The 19,245-nt window shown below is 62.5% G+C and carries 19 protein-coding genes; 11 read left to right on the top strand and 8 right to left on the bottom strand.

All coding sequences use genetic code 11. From position 1 onward, the window contains the following. Window positions 1-3 precede the first annotated feature (3 nt). Window positions 4-720 carry a hypothetical protein gene (locus V7660_RS11730; protein WP_335603232.1) on the top strand — a complete coding sequence of 239 codons (717 nt, stop codon included), beginning with the start codon at window positions 4-6 and terminating at the stop codon, window positions 718-720. A gap of 26 nt (window positions 721-746) precedes the next feature. On the opposite strand, the gene guaA is transcribed toward V7660_RS11730, so the two are convergent. Beyond that, window positions 747-2,309: a glutamine-hydrolyzing GMP synthase gene (gene guaA / locus V7660_RS11725; protein ID WP_335603231.1), complete on the bottom strand. Its 1,563-nt coding sequence runs from the start codon at window positions 2,307-2,309 to the stop codon at window positions 747-749. 98 nt (window positions 2,310-2,407) lie between these two features. On the opposite strand from guaA, the gene V7660_RS11720 reads away from it, so the two are divergent. Next, entirely contained in the window at window positions 2,408-3,454 is a 1,047-nt protein-coding gene (locus V7660_RS11720) for an aspartyl/asparaginyl beta-hydroxylase domain-containing protein (RefSeq protein ID WP_335603230.1), read from the top strand. 1 nt (window position 3,455) lies between these two features. Here the strand turns inward: V7660_RS11720 and V7660_RS11715 are convergent, their stop codons facing one another. Continuing rightward, window positions 3,456-4,760 (bottom strand): RsmB/NOP family class I SAM-dependent RNA methyltransferase, encoded by a 1,305-nt coding sequence (locus V7660_RS11715; RefSeq protein WP_335603229.1) that lies wholly within the window; start codon window positions 4,758-4,760, stop codon window positions 3,456-3,458. 301 nt (window positions 4,761-5,061) lie between these two features. On the opposite strand from V7660_RS11715, the gene V7660_RS11710 reads away from it, so the two are divergent. Both V7660_RS11710 and V7660_RS11705 read left to right on the top strand, forming a co-directional pair. Then, entirely contained in the window at window positions 5,062-5,664 is a 603-nt protein-coding gene (locus V7660_RS11710) for a GNAT family N-acetyltransferase (protein WP_335603228.1), read from the top strand. A gap of 51 nt (window positions 5,665-5,715) precedes the next feature. Continuing rightward, on the top strand, window positions 5,716-6,027 hold the full coding sequence (locus V7660_RS11705; protein ID WP_335603227.1) for a helix-turn-helix domain-containing protein: 312 nt from the start codon (window positions 5,716-5,718) through the stop codon (window positions 6,025-6,027). Between the two features lie 190 nt (window positions 6,028-6,217). On the opposite strand, the gene guaB is transcribed toward V7660_RS11705, so the two are convergent. After that, window positions 6,218-7,675, bottom strand: a complete 1,458-nt coding sequence (gene guaB / locus V7660_RS11700) for an IMP dehydrogenase (protein ID WP_335603226.1) — start codon at window positions 7,673-7,675, stop codon at window positions 6,218-6,220. Between the two features lie 167 nt (window positions 7,676-7,842). On the opposite strand from guaB, the gene V7660_RS11695 reads away from it, so the two are divergent. Beyond that, window positions 7,843-9,009 carry an indoleamine 2,3-dioxygenase gene (locus V7660_RS11695; protein WP_335603225.1) on the top strand — a complete coding sequence of 389 codons (1,167 nt, stop codon included), beginning with the start codon at window positions 7,843-7,845 and terminating at the stop codon, window positions 9,007-9,009. Window position 9,010: 1 nt separating this feature from the next. Here V7660_RS11695 and V7660_RS11690 read toward each other — a convergent pair whose 3' ends face one another. Continuing rightward, entirely contained in the window at window positions 9,011-9,427 is a 417-nt protein-coding gene (locus V7660_RS11690) for a hypothetical protein (RefSeq protein WP_335603224.1), read from the bottom strand. Beyond that, window positions 9,424-9,834 carry a GFA family protein gene (locus V7660_RS11685; RefSeq protein WP_335603223.1) on the bottom strand — a complete coding sequence of 137 codons (411 nt, stop codon included), beginning with the start codon at window positions 9,832-9,834 and terminating at the stop codon, window positions 9,424-9,426. The genes V7660_RS11690 and V7660_RS11685 overlap by 4 nt, the downstream gene beginning before the upstream one ends. 168 nt (window positions 9,835-10,002) lie before the next feature. Here V7660_RS11685 and V7660_RS11680 point away from each other — a divergent pair, with 168 nt between their 5' ends. Beyond that, window positions 10,003-10,278, top strand: a complete 276-nt coding sequence (locus V7660_RS11680) for a dodecin family protein (RefSeq protein WP_335603222.1) — start codon at window positions 10,003-10,005, stop codon at window positions 10,276-10,278. A 15-nt stretch (window positions 10,279-10,293) separates the two neighbouring features. Here V7660_RS11680 and V7660_RS11675 read toward each other — a convergent pair whose 3' ends face one another. Both V7660_RS11675 and V7660_RS11670 read right to left on the bottom strand, forming a co-directional pair. Beyond that, complete coding sequence (locus V7660_RS11675; protein ID WP_335603221.1) at window positions 10,294-11,001, bottom strand: RlmE family RNA methyltransferase; 708 nt, start codon at window positions 10,999-11,001, stop codon at window positions 10,294-10,296. Further along, window positions 10,991-12,124, bottom strand: a complete 1,134-nt coding sequence (locus tag V7660_RS11670; RefSeq protein ID WP_335603220.1) for a Ppx/GppA phosphatase family protein — start codon at window positions 12,122-12,124, stop codon at window positions 10,991-10,993. The genes V7660_RS11675 and V7660_RS11670 overlap by 11 nt, the downstream gene beginning before the upstream one ends. Before the next feature lie 174 nt (window positions 12,125-12,298). On the opposite strand from V7660_RS11670, the gene hspQ reads away from it, so the two are divergent. Further along, window positions 12,299-12,628 carry a heat shock protein HspQ gene (hspQ, locus tag V7660_RS11665; protein ID WP_348211174.1) on the top strand — a complete coding sequence of 110 codons (330 nt, stop codon included), beginning with the start codon at window positions 12,299-12,301 and terminating at the stop codon, window positions 12,626-12,628. 25 nt (window positions 12,629-12,653) lie between these two features. On the opposite strand, the gene rfaE2 is transcribed toward hspQ, so the two are convergent. Beyond that, complete coding sequence (gene rfaE2 / locus V7660_RS11660; RefSeq protein WP_335603218.1) at window positions 12,654-14,120, bottom strand: D-glycero-beta-D-manno-heptose 1-phosphate adenylyltransferase; 1,467 nt, start codon at window positions 14,118-14,120, stop codon at window positions 12,654-12,656. 159 nt (window positions 14,121-14,279) lie between these two features. On the opposite strand from rfaE2, the gene V7660_RS11655 reads away from it, so the two are divergent. Genes V7660_RS11655 through V7660_RS11640 form a run of 4 tightly spaced genes read left to right on the top strand, consistent with a single transcriptional unit; the run spans window position 14,280 to window position 19,085 of the window. Beyond that, the gene (locus tag V7660_RS11655) at window positions 14,280-15,734 is read left to right on the top strand and encodes a cryptochrome/photolyase family protein (protein WP_335603217.1); all 1,455 of its coding nucleotides are present in this window, start codon (window positions 14,280-14,282) and stop codon (window positions 15,732-15,734) included. After that, a complete protein-coding gene (locus tag V7660_RS11650) occupies window positions 15,731-17,047 on the top strand; it encodes an NAD(P)/FAD-dependent oxidoreductase (protein WP_335603216.1) in 1,317 nt (438 codons plus the stop codon). The genes V7660_RS11655 and V7660_RS11650 overlap by 4 nt, the downstream gene beginning before the upstream one ends. After that, complete coding sequence (locus tag V7660_RS11645; RefSeq protein WP_335603215.1) at window positions 17,044-17,865, top strand: DUF1365 domain-containing protein; 822 nt, start codon at window positions 17,044-17,046, stop codon at window positions 17,863-17,865. Before V7660_RS11650 ends, V7660_RS11645 begins: the two co-directional genes overlap by 4 nt. Continuing rightward, the gene (locus V7660_RS11640; protein ID WP_335603214.1) at window positions 17,862-19,085 is read left to right on the top strand and encodes a cyclopropane-fatty-acyl-phospholipid synthase family protein; all 1,224 of its coding nucleotides are present in this window, start codon (window positions 17,862-17,864) and stop codon (window positions 19,083-19,085) included. Before V7660_RS11645 ends, V7660_RS11640 begins: the two co-directional genes overlap by 4 nt. Window positions 19,086-19,245 lie beyond the last annotated feature (160 nt).

Raw genomic sequence — 19,245 nt, 5'->3', positions numbered from 1 at the left:
GAAATGCGTTCAGCAGTCACGGCAGTTGCCATCGCCACCGGCTTTTCGTCCTTCGCGGAAGCACAGGGCGGCTCCGTGTTTGCTGACGCGACTGTCTCGACATCGCTACAGGATCGCGGGGCTCAGCTCAGTCGCGAAACACTGGAATTGCTGGCAGGTATTGAGCGGCCGACCTCGTTCGGGACTGCCTACGCTGCCGTGTACCGCATCGAACCGCTCGGAACCTCGCGGTCCGTCTTCAGTCCGGAAACAGACTATTCTCTGGGCTTTGTCCTTGAGGGCAAGAGATACACGGCAGACCTGTCTGCCAACTGGCTGACCTATCCCGGCACGTCTGAGGACTCGACCCTTGAGCTGGTGGCTGCCATTGAACTCGATTTGTGGGGAATGCCTCACATCATCGCCTTTGGCGATATGCACACCGATGATAAGGGGCTGGAGGTCTCAGCCGGCCCCTCCCGGAAAATCGGAGACTGGAGCATCCAGGCTCGCGCACGCACGGGCCTGGTGGGGATGGGGGATGGGTCCCCGACCCGCACCTATGCCGGTCTCGAAGCCAGCGCCCGGCGTATCTTGTCGGACAGGATAGAATTCGGTTTGATTGCCGCTTTTGACATATCCGATCAGGACACATTGTCAGCCGACATTCGATCTGGCGAAATTACCGCGATGGGGCAACAGGGCCTGTCTGCGGGCGCCTTCCTGTCTTTTGCGCACTAAGACAGGCTACGTCCGATACGCCTACCCTATTCCCACTCGATCGTGCCGGGCGGCTTGCTCGTCACGTCATAGACGACACGGTTGACGCCCTTCACCTCATTGATGATGCGGGTCGCGACGCGGCCGAGGAAATCATGCTCATACGGATAATAGTCCGCCGTCATGCCATCGGTTGAGGTCACCGCCCGCAGGGCCAGCACGGCCTCATAGGTGCGTTCGTCGCCCATTACGCCGACCGTATTGACCGGCAGCAAGACGCTGAAAGCCTGCCAGATCTCGTCGTAGAGCCCTGCCTTGCGGATCTCGTCGATATAGATCGCATCCGCCTTGCGCAGCGTATCGGCTTTCTCTCGCGTAATCTTGCCGGGAATGCGGATCGCAAGGCCCGGTCCGGGGAATGGGTGCCGCCCGATAAAGCTCTCCGGCAGGCCAAGCTCCCGGCCCAGCGCGCGCACTTCATCCTTGAACAGCTCGCGCAGCGGCTCGACCAGTTTCATGTTCATGCGTTCCGGCAGGCCGCCAACATTGTGGTGGCTCTTGATTGTCACGCTTGGACCGCCAATGGCCGAGACGCTTTCGATCACGTCCGGATAGAGCGTGCCTTGCGCCAGGAAGTCCGCGCCGCCGATCTTCTTGGCTTCCTCATCGAACACATCAATGAAAAGGCCGCCAATGATCTTGCGCTTGCGTTCGGGGTCGGACACGCCTTCCAGCTTGCCAAGGAACAGGTCCGATGCGTCCACATGGACCAGCGGGATATTGTAATGCTCGCGGAACAAGGTCACCACCTGCTCGCTCTCGCCCTGCCGCATCAATCCGTGATCGACATATACGCAAGTCAACTGGTCACCGATGGCTTCATGGATCAGCACGGCCGCAACCGAGGAATCCACCCCGCCCGACAGGCCACAGATCACACGGCCCTTGCCGACCTGCTCGCGGATTTTCTCGATGGCTTCGGCCCGGTAGGCCGCCATCGTCCAGTCGCCCTTCAGGCCCGCAACGCCATGCGTGAAATTGCGCAGCAATTCCCGGCCATGCACCGTGTGCACGACTTCCGGATGGAATTGCGTGCCGTAGAATTTGCGTTCCGGGTCTGAAATGATCGCATAGGGCGCGCCCGGCGATTTCGCGATTACGCCAAAGCCCGGCGCCATCTCGGCAACATGGTCGCCGTGGCTCATCCAGACCTGCTCGCTGTCGCCCGCATGGAAAAGGTCCGACAGGATCGGATCGTCCACGACTTTCACGATGAAGGCCCGGCCGAATTCGCGGCTCGTGCCGCTTTCCACCTGGCCGCCCAATTGCTGCATCATCACCTGCTGGCCATAGCAGATGCCGAGCACCGGCACGCCGAGTTCAAAAATCGCATCATCGGCGCGCGGGCTGTCGTCCCATGTCACGCTGGAGGGGCCGCCCGACAGGATCACGGCCTGCGGATCATACTCGCCGAGAAACGCCGCATCGACCTTGTTGAAAGGGTGGATTTCACAATAGACGCCGCTCTCGCGCAGGCGTCGTGCGATCAGTTGCGTCACCTGGCTGCCGAAATCGACGATGAGGGCGCGTTCGTGTCTCTGCTCAGTCATGGCGCCCGATAGCCGAGCTTGAGGGATTCGTCCACAGGCTACGGGCGGTTCCCGCGTCACTATTGACGCTGAGCCCGAAACTGGACGACGATCAGGTCATGACTGACACGACTTCACTCAGCCAGTTGAAACAGGCCGCCCTCGACCGGGCCCGCGCCGGGGACTGGAACGGGGCCGCGGACACTCTGCACGCCGTGCTGGCCCAATCCCCGAATGATCTCGGCAGCCTGCTTCTGCTCGGCGATGTCAGCCATTCCGACGGCAATATCCAAGCTGCCAGCGACGGATACCGCGCCGCTTTGGCTCTGGCCGCACGGACGCCGAGCCTGCCCGCGCCCGTTCAGGCGGGCCTGCAGCGCGCCCAGACGCGCCTCGTCGACTATGCCTCGGACTATGCCGCCCGGCTCGACGGTCTGATCCCGCCGTCTGAGCGCTCGGCCCGGTTCAATCAGTCCCTCGACATTCTGCTCGGCCGCCAGCCAGTCTACCTTCAGGAGCCGCGCCGCTACTATTTCCCCGGCCTGCCCCAGATCCAGGTCTATGATACCGCCCGGTTCGACTGGGTGCCGGAGATGGAAGCCAGAACCCCGGAGATCCAGGCCGAACTCCGCGCGGTTCTTGCCGAGGACCAGGCGAGCTTCCGTCCCTATATCGAACGCGGCACCGGCCACCTCGCCGCGCAGGACCATCACCTGCTCGACAATCATGACTGGAGCGCCTTCTATCTCTGGAAGGACGGTAGGAAGGTCGAGGAGAATTGCGCCCGCTGCCCGGTCACCACGGCTGCGCTCGACCGCGTCCCGCTCGATTTCGCCGACGGCAAATGCCCGTCCGTCCTGTTCTCGGTTCTGAAGCCCGGCGCGCACATCCCGCCACACAATGGCATGGTGAACACGCGCCTGATCTGCCATCTGCCGCTGATCGTGCCCGGACCGGCCTGGCTGCGCGTCGGCAGCGAGACGCATCACTGGCAGGAAGGCAAGATCGTGATCTTCGACGACACGATCGAGCATGAAGCAAAGAACGAAGCCGATGAGACCCGGATCGTCCTCCTGTTCGATATCTGGCGTCCGGAACTGAGCGAGCAGGAACGCACCGAAATCGCCACCCTGCTCGGGGCCATCGACGCGTTCAGCGAAAGCTGACCTAGGCCCGCCGCATCACCGCGAAGAAGAAGCCATCCGTGCCGGCCCGGCGCGGCGTCAGGCGCACACTGCCGGTGGGTCCGCGATATTTGCGCACGAGCGCTGCGCCCTCTTCGGTCAGCAGGCCAGAGGCTGTGGCAGACTCGGCCGCGTCTTCCTCGGTGAACTCAGGATGCGCCGACAGGAACTTCGCCACCCGGTCCTCGTCTTCTTCCATCAGGAAGGAACAGGTCGCATAGAGCAGACGTCCGCCCGGTTTCACATAGGCGCTGGCGGCGGCAAGGATCTCGTCCTGCTCGCCCATGCGCTTTTCCAGCTGGCGCTCTTTCAGCCGCCATTTGGCGTCCGGGCGCCGGCGCCATGTGCCGGTCCCGGTGCACGGCGCGTCCACGAAGACAAGGTCCATCTGGTCTGACAGGTCTTCCAGTTGCGTCGGCTCGCTCGGATGTACCAGCTGCACATTGTGCGCGCCGGAGCGTTTGAGGCGCGGGATCAGCGCCGACAGGCGCCGGCCGTCAATGTCATAAGCGAAGATCTGTCCCTTGCCCTGCATTTGCGCGGCCATGGCTAGCGTCTTGCCACCACCGCCCGCGCAATAATCCATGACCTGCTCGCCCGGCTGGGCATTCGCCGCGGCCGAGGCAATCTGGCTGCCGGCATCTTGAACTTCGACCCAGCCCTTGGAATAGGCCGGGATACTTTCCAGAGAGGCTTCCCGCTCGCTCGGGTCGCGGGCGGGAATGTTGAAGGCGTTGAGCAGCAGCGGCGAGGCTTCGGCTTTCGCGCTGCGCAATGGCTGGGCAGCTTTCTCGGCATCCACTTTCAGCGTGTTGACGCGAAGGTCCACATCAGCGCGCACAGCCATCGCCTGCGCTTCGACCGCCGCTTCCTCGCCGAACACGCGCGCCATCATCGGCGCCATCCATTCGGGATAGTCGCCCTGCACATGCGGCGGGGCGACGGGGTCCGGCGCCATGACGAGGCGTTCGCGCTCCTGCAGGGTCAGCTTTGACGGCGCATGGTCTTCATCCATGGCCGAGTCGATTTCCTTTATGTTCCAGCCCCAGGCATGTGCCAGCGCGCCGAGGATCAGGCCGCGCGGGCTGTCATCGCCCATCGCATGGGCAATCGAATTGCGCTTGCGCAGCGCGTCCAGCACGAGGCCGCTGACCCAGGCCCGGTCCTTCGAGCCAGCATAGCGCGCACGCTTGCCCCAGTCCCGCGCAGCCGATTTCACCGGCTGGTGCCGGGTCAGCACGTCGTTCAGCACGTCGATTGCCGCTGCGATGCGTCCGCCATTGCGCATGGGAATTGCCTCTTAAGTCTCTGCAAACCGCCCTGTTACAGCGCAAAAGGCCGATTGGGAACAGAACGTGTCAGCCCGCCTCGTCTAGCGCAGCGTATTCCCAGCTCCACGGAAAGCCGGGGCCACTCAGGATGAACTCGGCAGTCGAGGATAGACGAGATCGGTCGCCAGCGGAATATCCAGGTCAAGCTGTTCCTGATCACTACAGTCCCCGTCCAGCAAGCCCGGCAGCAATTTGCAAACATGGTCTGGCCAAGCCAGACAAAAAGTGGATGAATACACAAAGGCTTGGGAGAATTTGATGCTGGAACTCAAATTGCCTGCTGACGTAACGCCCGCAGCCCCGGCAGACTGGCGACAAGTCGGCGACATCACGGCGGAAGCCTTTTCGGAAGACCCGATCAATCGCTGGATCTTCGGGACCGACGCGGCGATCCGGGCGACATTCCGCCAGCTCGCACGCGACATGTACCTGCCCGAAGGCATCTGCCACCGTATCGGCAATGACGCCGCCACCATGTGGGCGCTATCGGATGCGCGTCATGGGCTGGGCCCATTCCAGACCTTCCGGCTCGCCCTGTCCTTGCTGACCAAGGGCTCGAAGGGGACCGTGAAGCGAGCCCTGACAGCAGGCGAGATCATGCAGGAACACCACCCGACCGATCCGCATCTCTACCTCTTCACCATCGGCACACGGAAGGCTGCGCGCGGCAAAGGCCTCGGCAAGACCATCCTGCGCCCCATGCTGGACGCCGCCGACCGCGCGGGCCTGCCCTGCTATCTCGAAAACTCGAACCCCGCCAATTCCGGCTTCTATATGAGCCACGGCTTCGAGCGCATGAAACTGTTCGAGGTCGGAGAAGGCTCACCCCAGATGGAAGCGATGTGGCGGGAGGCAAAGTAGTTCAATCTTATTTCATATTGTTGCGCTGGCCAAACTGGGTTAAATCCCATTATGCACGGCGACGACCTCAAGCAGAGAATCCAGCAGCGGATGAAAGAACTCGGATGGAAGTCCGCACCCCTCTCAAAGGCGGCTGGGCTTAACCCCACCTATGTGCGCGATCTTCTTAGGACCAGTGAACCGAATCCTCGCCTACGTCATTTACAGGCCCTTGCCGAGCAATTGGAGACCAATGTTGGTTGGCTTGTCGAAGGTAAAGAGCCCGAAGCTGAAATCGTCCGCATCTGGAACAGTATACCCAGCAAGAAGGACAAGGATGAGGTGATCAGTTTCGCACAGTTCAAGGCATACCAATCCGACTGATCCAGCCTGCCATGCTATCGAAAACTATGTGACGGAAACCCTTAGCTCAATGAGGGCCTCATCCTGAGCGAAGTCGAAGGACGAGGCCCGGACACGCATCCAGCCCGCCCATCCTTCGACTTCGCTCAGGATGAGCTATCAGACAGCCCTCGTAGGGCGGGTTAGCCAAAGGCGTAACCCGCCACCCGAGCTATCCCCTACTTAGCGAATAATTCGGGCTTTCCCGCGTCATCTGCACGTCATGCACATGGCTTTCCTGCAGGCCCGCGCCGGTGATCTGGACGAATTCGGCTTTCTCGTGCAGCTCGTCGATTGTCTTGGCCCCGACATACCCCATCGCCGCGCGAAGCCCGCCCACCATCTGGTGGATGATTGGCGCCAGCGGGCCCTTGAACGGCACCTGGCCTTCAATGCCTTCCGGCACCAGCTTCTCCTGCGCCGCGTCCTTCTGGAAATAGCGGTCGGCCGAACCGCGCGCCATCGCGCCGAGGCTGCCCATTCCGCGATATGCCTTGTACGAACGACCCTGATAGAGGAACACTTCGCCGGGCGCTTCTTCGGTGCCCGCAAACATCGAGCCCATCATCGCGGTCGAGGCCCCGGCGGCCAGCGCCTTGGCAAAGTCGCCCGAGAATTTGATTCCGCCATCGGCAATGATCGGCACGCCGCTAGCCTGCGCCGCATTCGCGCACGCCTCAATCGCCGTCAGCTGCGGCACGCCAACCCCGGCCACGATCCGCGTCGTGCAGATCGAGCCCGGCCCGATGCCGACCTTCACCGCATCCGCGCCCGCATCAATCAGCGCCTTCGTGGCCTCGCCCGTGGCGACATTGCCGGCAATGATCTGGACCGAATTGGAAATCTTCTTCGCGCGCTCCACGGCCTGCGCGACAGAGATCGAATGGCCATGCGCGGTGTCGATGATGACACAATCCACGCCCGCCGCGATCAGCGCTTCGGTCCGCTCGAACCCGGCATCACCCACGGTCGAGGCCGCAGCAACGCGCAGACGCCCGGCCGAATCCTTGGCGGCGTTCGGGTTCACGGCCGCCTTGTCCATATCCTTGACGGTCAGCAGACCGACGCAGCGATTGTCGTCATCCACGATGACCAGGCGCTCGATCCGGTGCTTGTGCAACAGGCGCCGGGCTTCCTCGTTCGGCGTGTCCATCTTCACCGTCACGACGTCTTTCGTCATCAGGTTCGCCACAGATTCCGAGACGTCATCGGCAAAGCGCGTGTCGCGATTGGTGATGATGCCGACAACCTTGCCGCTCTTGTCCACGACCGGCACGCCGGAAAAGCCGGTGCGCTGCTTCAGTTCGACCAGATCCCCAAGGCTCGCGCTCGGCGAGATCGTCACGGGGTTCATCACCACGCCGCTCTCGTATTTCTTCACCATGGCCACTTCACCGGCCTGCTGTTCGATCGAGAGATTGCGGTGGATCACGCCAATCCCGCCGGACTGCGCCATCGCAATCGCCAGGCGCGCCTCGGTCACGGTGTCCATCGCCGCCGAGATCAGCGGAATGTTCAGCGGAATGGCTTTGGTCAGGAAGGTTGAGACGTTCACGTCAGCGGGCATGACCTCGCTGGCCCCGGGCTGGAGCAGCACGTCGTCGAAGGTAATGGCTTGTCGGATTTTCATGTGGGGAGCTCCCTTTTTGGCCCAATAAGGGAGTCGCGGGCCTTTGTGAAGTCCCCGTCTGAAAATCCCTGCGCCGGACCGGGTTTCTTCAGATAGCCCTCTGGTCAATCGGCAGGAAGTGTCGTTAGTTTCAATTGTAATCAATTGCTTTTGGGAGAACGTGATCCATGAAGCTTGCAGACTATGGCCTGAGCCGCGACCGGGGTTTCCTGTCATCCTTCGACCCGCCTGAAGTGACGCTGCCTCATTTCCTGCAGCCCGTGCGCGACATGGCGTTGGCCCTACCGCGCATTCTGCCCACGGGGCGCGTCCGGGCTCATCTCGAATCGCTGCCAAAGCTGGACCTCTCCGATTTCATCAAGACGTCCAATGACGCAGAGCGGCGCATTGCCATGCTGCACTACAGCTTCATGGTCCAGGCCTATGTCTGGGGCGAGCCTGAGGCGCCGAAAGCCCTGCCGGCCTGCCTCGCCGTGCCGATCTGGCAGCTCGGCGAAGCCATCAGCCAGCCGCCGCTGCTGCCCTATTCCAGCTACACACTCGAAAACTGGGGCCGGTTCGATCCGGACGGCCCGGTCGACCTCTCCAACATCTACACGCTCCAGCATTTCGATGGCGGACTCGACGAAGCCTGGTTCATTCTCGTCCATGTCGCCATCGAGGCGCGCGCCGGCGAATTGCTCGACGAAGCCACGCAGCTGATCGACCATTTGCAGGAAGGCGACGCAGCCCGCATCGAAGCGAGCCTGAAGGTCATGTCCGCAACCTGGGATGATGTGAACGCCATCTTCGACCGTATGCCGGACCAGTGCGATCCCTATGTCTATTTCCACCGCGTCCGCCCGTGGATTCATGGCTGGAAGAACAATCCGGCCCTCGGAGACGGGCTCGTCTATGAAGGCGTCCTGGAAACCGGCGGCGCGCCGCAGGCTTTCCGGGGCCAGACCGGCTCGCAATCTTCCATTGTGCCGGCCATGGACGCGCTGCTCGGTGTCGGTCACGCCGCCGACCCGCTGCGCACCTTCCTCGACGAATTGCACGCCTATCGTCCGCCCACCCATCGCCGCTTCATCGAAGATTTGCGCGCAAAGAGTTCACTGCGCCAGTTCGTGGAAGGCGCCGGTAACAAGGCGCTGACCGAGCTTTATAATGAGAGCGTCATGAAGCTCGCCCGCTTCCGCACGCGCCACCTCGAATATGCGGCCAGCTATATCAATAAGCAGTCAAAGGGCGGCGCCGGCAATGATCCGGATGTCGGCACCGGCGGCACGCCCTTCATGAAATACCTGAAGAAACACCGCGACGAAGCGCAGGCGCACCTCCTGCCGGTTTAGGCTAGTCGATGCAGAGCGCAGGCGTTGCCCGCCCGTCCTCGACCGTGGCATAGCAGCCGAACGGGCTGTCCGTGGCCTGACACTTTCCCGTAACCGGCTTGCCCGCTTCAGGCATGTCATCGCCCAGGCTCAGGCGGCACTGGCCAAGGCAATCGGCATTATCCGCGCACGCCTGTCCGGCATCGGAAAAGCTCTGGATGCATTGCTCCCAGCCGCGCATCCCGTCGCGCGCGACACTGCCGCCGGCCGCTTCGCATTCCGCGCGCTCGGCTGCGGTCGCCCTCTCACCGGAAAACTGGATCTTCTCATACGGGACTGAGCCGGACTCGTATCCGGAATTGTCCGCATACACATCCTGAAGATAGGCGCAGCCGGCCAGAGCCGCGCCCGCCAGCACAAGTGCAATCATTCTGATCATTGACCGGGAAACCTTTCAAAGTTCGCAATATCATCCGGGACATGCTGGAAGCATTGGGCATCTGCGGTCTGCATGGCCATTTGAGGGTGTCCGAACACCGATGGATCATCCAGCGTCCCCACTTTCAGGATCACGGCATTCAGAAGCGAGGCTGACCGCGTGGCGATATGTGTCCCGCAGGTCGGGCAGAATTCGCGAAGATTGCCGCGTTCCAAATCTGCTCGGCGAAATCCCTTCGACTGCGCCAGCGTATAGCGGAAATCCGAGGCTGGCATCGCCATGAACGTATTGGCCTGCCCGCCGGTGAAATACTGGCATTCCCGGCAGTAGCAACTCGCCTTCATGATCGGCTCACCGCCTGCCTCATACCGGATTGCCCCACAATAACAGCCACCTGCAACAGCCATGATCGGCTCTCTTTTCCGTTTGAACCGATACTGGATCGGACTGGAATCGAATGCAATACGAGGTTGTTTGGGAACCAAATGCCGAGTTTTGCATACTTCTTGCATATTACCCGCAACATACAGCTATCAGGATGCTGAACTCACTTTATGGTTACTGCCCGAACCCCTATGCGCAATATTGTTGGCCTGTCAGCGGTTTCCGTTGACGATGCCATCGACCGCGCCTTGGTTCAGGCGCGCGATCTTCATGGCGAACCGGACTGGTTCGAGGTCTCGAATGCCCGGGGATTCATCAAGGAAGGCCAGGTAACCCATTACGAAGTTTCCCTCAAACTGGGGTATGAACCAAAGCCCGCAAACGCGGATAAAGATCCCTACCTGAATTCGGTGATTTCCCGCCGGCCGAACCGCCGGGTACAGAACACGATTGACTGGCGTTTCTGACACACGCCGGTCGCGTCAGCCCTTGAACCCTTTTGCCACCACGAAGATTTCCGGACTGCCCGCGCGGCTGGACGGCGGCTTGATGTGCTTCACGGTCTTGAAATGGGCCTTCAGCGTGTCGAGCACTTCCTTGGTTGCGCCCCCCTGGAACACTTTGGAACAGAAGCTGCCGCCCGGCGCCAGATGCTCCAGCGCGAACGCCACCGCCATTTCCACCAGCGCCACAGTCCGCAAATGATCTGTCTGTTTGTGCCCCGTCGTGTTCGCGGCCATGTCTGACAGGACGAGATCGGGCTTGCCGGTCAGACCTTTCAGCAGCTTCTCGACATCTTCGGGAATGTTGACGTCACCTTCGATGATGTGCGCGCCCTCGATCGGCTCCACCGGCAGCAGGTCGATCCCGACCACTTCCAGCGCGCCTTTCTTCAGGGCCACCTGCATCCAGCCGCCCGGCGCACAGCCAAGGTCCACGACCCGCTGGCCCTTGCGCAGCAAGTCCATCTTCTCGTCAATTTCCAGCAGCTTGTAGGCCGCCCGCGCGCGATAGCCCTCATCCTTGGCCTTGCGGACATACGGATCCTGCAGCTGGCGCTCGATCCACCGCTTGGAGCTTTCATTCTTGGCCCGGTGCGCAATCACCTTGCGTTCGGTCATCTGCCGGCCGGACGTGTTCTTGCTCTCCTTGCCGGGGCCTTTCCAGCGGCGCTTTTCATCATCCGTCATTGCCGGTCTCCGGTGCCGAAGTGGTCTGAGGGCCCTCGCCCCCGTCACGCCGTTTACGCCCGCCCCGGCGACGCCGGCGCGCAGGTTTCTGGCCATACATCATGCTCAGCAGCAGGCCTTCGCGCAGGCCGCGATCCCCCACGCGCAGGCGCCCGGCCGGATAGGCCCGCCACAGCGCGTCCAGGATAGCACAGCCTGCCAGCATCAGTCCCGCGCGCTCTTCACCGATTGTCGGCAGCGCTGCGCGCCCGTCCGGCCCGGCTTCGCGCAGCATGTTCAGCACCTTTTCGCCCGCCGTCCGGCTCATCCACGTCCCATCCACCTTGTCCCGGCGATAGCGGTCCAGCTTCAGGTGGACGCCTGCCAGGCAGGTCACCGTGCCGGACGTGCCGATCAGGTGCGCGCCTCTCAGGCCCATCGCGGAGCGGATCGCCTGCGTGCCCTTCCACGCCTCGATGACTTCTCCCGAATGGTCCAGCATCGCCTGATAGGCTTCTGCGTCCGGCAGGTGTGCAAAGGCCTCGGTCAGCGTCACCACGCCCAGCGGCAGGCTGGTCCAGTTCTGGATTGGTGCCCGCTGGATCAGGCCGTTCAGGCCATTGGCGCGCGCAAGTTCAGCGTTCAGCCAGGACAATTCGGTCGAGCCGCCGCCAATATCCACCACCAGCACCGAGGGCGCATCGTCCCCGATCAGGTCGTGACAGCCAATACTGGCCAGCCGCGCCTCTTCCTTGGCGCCGATGATCTTGAAGGTCAGGCCGGTCTCTTCGTGCACCCTCTGGATGAAATCAGGACCATTTTCGGCCTTGCGGCAGGCCTCCGTCGCAATACAGCGGACCTTGCCGACGCCATGCGATTTCAGCTTGCCGCGGATCGCCTGCAGCGCATCCATGGCGCGCTCTATGGAGGCATCGGACAGCCGTCCGGTTTCGTGCAAGCCCTCGCCCAGACGGGCAATTTGGGAGTGCGAATCAACCACCCGGAAAGTTTTTCCGTGTGGAGTGGCCACCAGGAGGCGACAATTATTGGTTCCTAGGTCCACGGCCGCGTAAAGGTCCGAGGCCCTGGCAGGGCGCGGTCGGCCGCGTTTTCCGCGCCGGACCGCTGATTTTTTTTCAGCCATAGTGTGGCCCAAGTTTTTCAGTTGGTGCATGGTGTAACACAGGAGTGGGAAATGGCCAGACGCGTATCGCTCTTGGGTTGGCTGCAACGCAGCATTGGGCTCGGTCGCCGTAAGGTTGCCGAGGACCCGCTATTGCTCGACCGTCCCCTCGACCGGGACCAGCGCTATAATGACATCACGCCCCTGCTGGCGAAGTTCCAGATCGGACAGGTTGTCCGCCACCGGCACTTCCCGTTTCGCGGCATCATTTTCGACGTCGATCCGGTCTTCGCCAATACCGACGAATGGTATGATTCCATTCCCGAAGAAGTGCGTCCCCGCAAGGACCAGCCCTTCTACCACCTCTTTGCCGAGAATGAGCGGACCCATTACGTGGCCTACGTCTCGGAACAGAACCTCATCATCGATGATTCCGACACGCCGCTGAGCCATCCGGACATTCAGGAATGGTTCAACGAGACCGGCCGGGGCCGTTACGAGCTGAAAAAGGGCGTTGCCAACTGACACGCTGGCCCAAGGGCCGCCACGCTCACTCCGTTTTTGACTGGGCCCGCGCAATCGCCGCCGTGGTCGACTGGCCATCCACCAGCGGCACGATATGCACCGTCCCGCCCCGCGCCTGCACCGTATCTGCGCCGACAATCGTCTCGATGGAATAATCCCCGCCCTTGACCAGCAGATCCGGCTGCAGGGCCTCGATCAGCGCGCCGGGCGTGTCTTCCTCGAACACGACGACCGCATCCACCGCCATCAGGCCCGACAGGACCCGCGCACGGGAATCCGCATCATTGACCGGGCGTGTCGGCCCTTTCAGGCGCTTGACCGACGCATCGGAGTTCAGCCCGACCACCAGCCGCCCGCACCGGGACTTGGCCTCTTCCAGCACCCGCAGATGCCCCGGATGCAGGATGTCGAAACAGCCATTGGTGAAGCCCACTGTCAGTCCCGCATCGCGCCAGGACGCAACCTGCGCCTTGGCGGCATCGAGGGTCAGGTAGCTGACCCCGCCATTGCGCAGGCCCATTTGCAGGGCCGTGATCATCTCATCGGCCGAAACGGTCGCCGTGCCTGCCTTGCCGACCGCAATGCCCGAGGCCGTGATTGCCAGGCTGACCGCATCCGCAACCGATCCGCCGCCCGCGAGCCCCAGCGCCAGCGCCGCGATGCTCGTATCGCCTGCGCCGGACACGTCATAGACCTCCCGCGCCTGACCGCTGAGGTGCACCGCAGGCTCGCCCTCAATGGCATAGGACATGCCCTTGGCGGCGCGCGTCACCACAATGGATTTCGCCATCAACAGGGTCTGCGCGGCCATCAGCGCATCATCCACGTCCTTGTCGGTCTCGACCTTCAGGCCCATGGCCGCCGCCAGTTCGTTCGCATTCGGCTTGATGAGATCCACCGCGCCATAGCGCGTGAAATCCCGCCCCTTCGGGTCGGCAATCACCGGGATGCCATATTGGTCGCCCGCCGCCAGCGCCGCCGCGATCACGCCATCCGTCACCGCGCCCTTGGCATAATCCGACAGGATGATCACGCTGGCATGGCTGGCTTCATCGGCGATGGAGGCAATCAGTTCGGCTTCGGGGCTCGGCCCGATAGGGCTCGTATCCTCGGCATCGACGCGCAGCAGCTGCTGGCCACCTGCCACGAACCGCGTCTTCAGCGTCGTCGAGCGGTCGCGCATCGCGATCAGATCGGCATCGACCCCGTCAATATCGCCCAGCAAGGCAGCCAGTTCCCGGCCCTCGCCATCATCACCGACGACCCCGATCAGCGAAACCGACAGGCCCAGCGAGGCGAGGTTGCGCGCCACATTGCCTGCGCCGCCCGGCATGGCTGCCTCGCGGGTCCGCCGCATGATCGGCACCGGCGCTTCCGGCGAAATGCGCGTCACGCCGCCATAGATGAACCGGTCGAGCATGACGTCGCCGACACAGACGACGCGCTTGCCGGCAGCGGCATGGATGAGACCCGGAAGATGTGCGCCTGACATATCGGTTACACTCCGCTGGGGCGTATGATTCTTGAGAACATCGAAGGGGTATACCGCCCGAAAGGGGATGGCGGAAGACCAAGGCTCACCCCCCGATGATCCATTTCCACCCTCCATGCGTAGATAGAGAGAAACCGTTCACCACTGCCCGGAGGTCTCGTGTCACAATCTGCGCCTGCCATCGTCTGGTTCCGCGAAGACCTGCGCCTTACGGACAATCCGGCCCTGCAGGCGGCGGTCGCCTCCCATCGCCCGCTGGTGCTGCTCTATGTCCACGACGAAGAGACGCCAGCCCTGCGCCCGATGGGTGGCGCCTCGAAATGGTGGCTCGACAAATCCCTGCGCGCGCTGGCGGCCAGTATTCGGCAGGCTGGCGCCCAGCTGACCCTCCGCTCCGGCAGCTCAGAGGATGTCCTGAATGCCGTCATCGAAGAAACCGGCGCGGACGCCGTGTTCTGGAACCGGCGCTATGACAAGGCCGAACGCAACCTCGACGCCCACCTCAAAGACGCGCTCACCACGCGCGGCATTGGCGTCTCCAGCTACAATGCCCGCCTCCTCAACGAGCCCTGGCAGGTCGAGACCAATGCCGGCGGATACTACAAGGTCTTCACCCCCTATTGGCGTGCCGCTCGCAGCAATTTCCACGCCCGCCACACCTATGGCCGCCAGACAAAACTGAGCGGCCCCAGGCTCGACAGTGAAGCTCTCGACGATTGGGGCCTGCACCCGTCCAGTCCGGACTGGTCCACCGGTTTTGACGACTGGACCCCCGGCGAAGATGGCGCCATCGCCCGGCTCGAAGATTTCCTCGACGGCCCCATCAAGGGCTACAAGACGGACCGCAACCGCCCGGACCTCGACACCTCGACCTCCGGCCTTTCCCCACATCTCCGTTTCGGCGAGATCGGCCCGCTGCAGATATGGCGCGCCGTCCATGCAGGTATGGAAGCCGGCACAATTCCCGAAACGGACGGCCACAATTTCCTCTCCGAAATCGGCTGGCGGGAATTCTCCCATACACTCCTCTTCTACAATCCGGCCCTCGCCTCCGAGAATTACAATGCCGCCTTCGACTTCATGCCCTGGCGCACGGACCATCCTGCCTTCGAGGCATGGACCAGGGGCCAGACCGGCTATCCGATGGTCGATGCCGGGATGCGCCAGCTCTGGCAGACCGGCTGGATGCACAACCGGGTACGGATGATTGTCGCCTCCTTCCTGACCAAGCACCTCCTCCTGCCCTGGCAACAGGGCGAGGCATGGTTCTGGGATACGCTGGTCGACGCCGACCCCGCCAACAATGCCGCCAGCTGGCAATGGACCGCCGGCTCCGGCGCCGACGCCGCGCCCTATTTCCGCGTCTTCAATCCGATCAGCCAGGGTAGCAAGTTCGACGCGACCGGCGCCTATGTCCGCCGCTTCTGTCCGGAGCTGAAGGCATTGCCCGACAAATATCTCCACGCCCCGTGGGAGGCCGATGATTCCACCCTCAGGAAAGCCGGCATCACGCTCGGCGAGACCTATCCGAAACCTATTGTCGACCATTCCGGCGCCCGCCAGCGCGCGCTGGAGGCCTATGACACGCTGAAAGAAAAAAGAGACGCCGCATGAAACGTATCGCTGTCATTGGATCGGGAATTTCAGGGCTTGGCGCCGCATGGGCGCTGCGCAAGTCCGCACACGTAACACTCTATGAACAATCAGGCCGGGCCGGGGGGCACGCATGCACGCATGTGTTCGATTATGACGGTCATGAAACGGCGGTGGACCTTGGCTTCATCGTCTATAACGCGCTCAACTATCCCAACCTGATCGGCTTCTTCGACGCGCTGGGCGTCGAGACGCAGGCGTCCGACATGAGCTTTGCCGTCTCCGATCCGAAGGGCTGGGAATGGGCCTCGACGGTCAAAGGCATCTTCGCCCAGCGCCGCAACCTCCTCAACCCCGCCTTCCACCGCTTCTGGCGCACCATCCTGCGCTTCAACGACATTGCCCGGCAGGAGCTCGCAAACGGCGCCATCCGGGATACCACGCTCGGCGCCTGGCTTGACCGGCATGGTTTCGATACGGACTTCCGCACGAACTACATCCTGCCGATGGGCGCGGCCATCTGGTCGACCTGCGAAGCGAAGATGCTGCACTATCCGGCGAGCAGCTTTTTCCACTTCTTCGACAATCACCGCCTGATGCACAAGGAGCGCCCGAAATGGCGGACCGTCACCGGCGGCAGCCAGAACTATGTCCGCCGCGTCGCCGCCGAGCTGGGCGACCGGCTTCGCCTTGAGACCGGCGTGGAGCGCCTCTTCCCGTTCGGCGACCGCGTCGCCCTCGTCACCACGGATGGCCGCCGCGAACTCTTTGACGATGTCATCCTCGCCACCCATTCCGACCAGGCCCTGCGCCTGACCGAAGAGCATTTCGACGAACAGGCCTTCCTGCTCCGCTCGGTTCGCTACCGGCCGAACCGCATCTACCTCCACCGCGACCCGGCGCTGATGCCATCCCGCAAGGCCGCGTGGGCCAGCTGGAACGTGCTGAAACAGGAAAGCGGCGACATCTGCCTGACCTACTGGATGAACCGGCTGCAGGGTCTCTCCGATGACCGCCCGCTCTTCATCACGCTGAACCCCGACACGCCGCCGCGCGAGGACCTCACCTTCCTTGAATATGATTTCGACCACCCCCAATTCGACGCCGCCGCCGAAGCGGCCGTGCGCGGCCTGAACCGCATTCAGGGCCAGGACGGGCTCTGGATCGCCGGCGCATGGATGGGCCGCGGATTTCATGAGGATGGCCTGAAATCCGGCCTGTCTGCCGCGCTCTCCCTTGGCGGCGCCGTACCGTGGACGGCTGAAGGCGTCGAGATTGCCCGCCCCGCCCGCAAGGCCCGCCGGATGGAAATTGCCGCCGAGGTGTCCGTTTGACCGCCCCCCACCCCCAACCGGCCCTGAGCCTCTGGACAGGCCAGACCGTGCATGTGCGCTACCACCCTTTCGAGCGGCGCTTTGCCTATGACCTCGTCCTGATCGATCTCGACATCGACCGGCTGGACGAGGCCGCCGCCAGCTCAGCCCTGTTCAGCGTCAACGCGCCGGGCCTGTTTTCCTTCCGCAGTGAAGACCACGGCCCCAAACAAAAGGACGCGCCGCTGCGCCCCTGGGCCGAAGCCGAACTCGCCAAGGCGGGCGTCACGCTGGACGGCGGCGCCATCCGCCTCGTCACCTTTCCGCGTCACCTCTTCTACAAATTCGCGCCGCTCTCGCTCTGGTATGGCTACGGACCGGACGGCGATTTGCGCGGCATCCTCTACGAGGTCAACAACACGTTCGGCGAGACCCATTGCTATGTCGCCGCCGTCAGCGGCGGCCGCAACGCCCATACCGCGCCCAAATCTTTCCATGTCTCGCCTTTCTTCGACGTGACCGGAACCTACCGTTTCACCCTGCGTTCGCCGGAGGAGAAGCTGGGAGTGGTCGTGGAAAGCCTGAAAGATGAAACCTGCCTGCACATGGCCAACATCACCGCCCGGCGCAGGCCCGCGACCGGCGCGAATTTGCTGAAACTCGCTGCCACCAATCCGCTCTCGACCCTTGGCGTTACGCTCGGAATCCACTGGCAGGCGCTGAAGATCTGGCTGCGCGGCGCCGCCTATCGCCGCAAGCCTGCCCCGCCAAAATCCGGCACGACGATTGCCTTACCCTTGCAAATAAGTAATTCTGATACGCGGAAGGATGCCGCATGACCGAGGTCATCAAAGCCAGCACCCAGACCATTCGGAACCTGAAAGACGTTCCGACAAGCTTTCGTCTGGCCGCCTTCGCGCTGCTCAACACCCAGAAGGGCAGCGTATCCTTTGTCTTGCCCGGTGAGCGCGTGCTCGAATACTGCCACGACGAAACCGGTCCGCACGCCACCATTATCGTCCACAATTACGACTTCGTGAAACGCGCCATGGCCGGCGGCGATGTCGGCTTTGCCGAGGCCTATATGGATGGCGACTGGTCAACGCCGGACCTGACCGAAGTGCTGCGCTTCTTCTCCGCCAATTTCGACAATATCGGCAAGCTGGCCGTCGGCGGCGCGCTGGTGCGCTGGGTCAACATGGTCCGCCACATGTTCAATCGCAATTCCCGCGAAGGCGCGAAGAAGAACATCATGGCCCATTATGATCTGGGCAATGATTTCTACAGCCTCTGGCTCGACCCGACGATGACCTATTCCTCGGCCATCTTCGACAGCCCGAACATGAGCCTCGAACAGGGCCAGCACAACAAGTACCGGAACATCTGTGACCGGATCAATGCCGGACCCTCTTCGGGAATCCTCGAAATCGGCTGCGGCTGGGGCGGCTTTGCCGAATATGCCGCCAAGCAGCGCGGCTCAAAGGTCACCTGCCTGACCATCTCGCCGTCCCAGCGCGATTTCGCCATGCAGCGGATGCAGAAACAGGGCTTGGGGGAACGCGTCGAAATCCGCCTCGAAGACTATCGCGACCATCAGGGCAGCTATGATGGCGTCGCCTCCATCGAAATGTTCGAGGCGGTCGGCGAATCCTACTGGCCGAGCTATTTCGCCAAGATTTTCGACAGTTTGAAACAGGGCGGCAAAGCCGCGCTCCAGATCATCACGATTGATGACGAGCTGTTCCCGCGATACCGCAAGCGCGTCGACTTCATCCAGCGTCATATCTTTCCGGGCGGCATGTTGCCCAGCGAGAAAGCGCTGAAGGACGAGTTCCACACCGCCGGCCTCCGCCATGACGGCGTCACCTATTTCGGCCAGGATTATGCCCGCACCTGCCGCGAATGGGCCCGCGATTTCAACGCCCATTGGGACACGATCGCCAAGCTCGATTTCGACGAACCCTTCCGCCGCATGTGGAATTTCTACCTGTCCTATTGCGAAGCCGGCTTCACCGATGGCCGCATCAATGTCGGCCAGTTCCAGGTCTCGAAGGCTTAGAACCACACCCGTCTCTCCGGCTCAGGCCGGAGTCTCCCTCGGCTGGCTCTGCGCCGCGCCCGCTTGAGACCCCGGCCTTCGCCGGGGATACGGACTATATTATCCCGCGCCTCCCCCGAAAATATCCCAATAAAATCAAAGCCCATCCAAACCCCATTCC

This window comes from Hyphomonas sp. (assembly GCF_036964145.1).
Classification (GTDB): domain Bacteria; phylum Pseudomonadota; class Alphaproteobacteria; order Caulobacterales; family Hyphomonadaceae; genus Hyphomonas.
The sequence above is the reverse complement of the archived record's forward strand: the minus strand, read 5'-3'. Positions and strand labels throughout refer to the sequence as shown.

What these genes read in the sequence shown, in the direction of transcription:
- V7660_RS11685 (WP_335603223.1), bottom strand. Translation starts at nt 9,834, where the DNA reads ATGGCTGTTGCAGGTGGCTGTTATTGTGGGGCAATCCGGTATGAGGCA.
- V7660_RS11695 (WP_335603225.1), top strand. Translation starts at nt 7,843, where the DNA reads ATGAAGCTTGCAGACTATGGCCTGAGCCGCGACCGGGGTTTCCTGTCA.
- rfaE2 (WP_335603218.1), bottom strand. Translation starts at nt 14,120, where the DNA reads ATGTCAGGCGCACATCTTCCGGGTCTCATCCATGCCGCTGCCGGCAAG.
- V7660_RS11715 (WP_335603229.1), bottom strand. Translation starts at nt 4,760, where the DNA reads ATGCGCAATGGCGGACGCATCGCAGCGGCAATCGACGTGCTGAACGAC.
- V7660_RS11710 (WP_335603228.1), top strand. Translation starts at nt 5,062, where the DNA reads ATGCTGGAACTCAAATTGCCTGCTGACGTAACGCCCGCAGCCCCGGCA.
- V7660_RS11680 (WP_335603222.1), top strand. Translation starts at nt 10,003, where the DNA reads ATGCGCAATATTGTTGGCCTGTCAGCGGTTTCCGTTGACGATGCCATC.
- V7660_RS11670 (WP_335603220.1), bottom strand. Translation starts at nt 12,124, where the DNA reads ATGGCTGAAAAAAAATCAGCGGTCCGGCGCGGAAAACGCGGCCGACCG.
- V7660_RS11650 (WP_335603216.1), top strand. Translation starts at nt 15,731, where the DNA reads ATGAAACGTATCGCTGTCATTGGATCGGGAATTTCAGGGCTTGGCGCC.
- guaB (WP_335603226.1), bottom strand. Translation starts at nt 7,675, where the DNA reads ATGAAAATCCGACAAGCCATTACCTTCGACGACGTGCTGCTCCAGCCC.
- V7660_RS11730 (WP_335603232.1), top strand. Translation starts at nt 4, where the DNA reads ATGCGTTCAGCAGTCACGGCAGTTGCCATCGCCACCGGCTTTTCGTCC.
- V7660_RS11690 (WP_335603224.1), bottom strand. Translation starts at nt 9,427, where the DNA reads ATGATCAGAATGATTGCACTTGTGCTGGCGGGCGCGGCTCTGGCCGGC.
- V7660_RS11720 (WP_335603230.1), top strand. Translation starts at nt 2,408, where the DNA reads ATGACTGACACGACTTCACTCAGCCAGTTGAAACAGGCCGCCCTCGAC.
- V7660_RS11675 (WP_335603221.1), bottom strand. Translation starts at nt 11,001, where the DNA reads ATGACGGATGATGAAAAGCGCCGCTGGAAAGGCCCCGGCAAGGAGAGC.
- V7660_RS11640 (WP_335603214.1), top strand. Translation starts at nt 17,862, where the DNA reads ATGACCGAGGTCATCAAAGCCAGCACCCAGACCATTCGGAACCTGAAA.
- V7660_RS11705 (WP_335603227.1), top strand. Translation starts at nt 5,716, where the DNA reads ATGCACGGCGACGACCTCAAGCAGAGAATCCAGCAGCGGATGAAAGAA.
- guaA (WP_335603231.1), bottom strand. Translation starts at nt 2,309, where the DNA reads ATGACTGAGCAGAGACACGAACGCGCCCTCATCGTCGATTTCGGCAGC.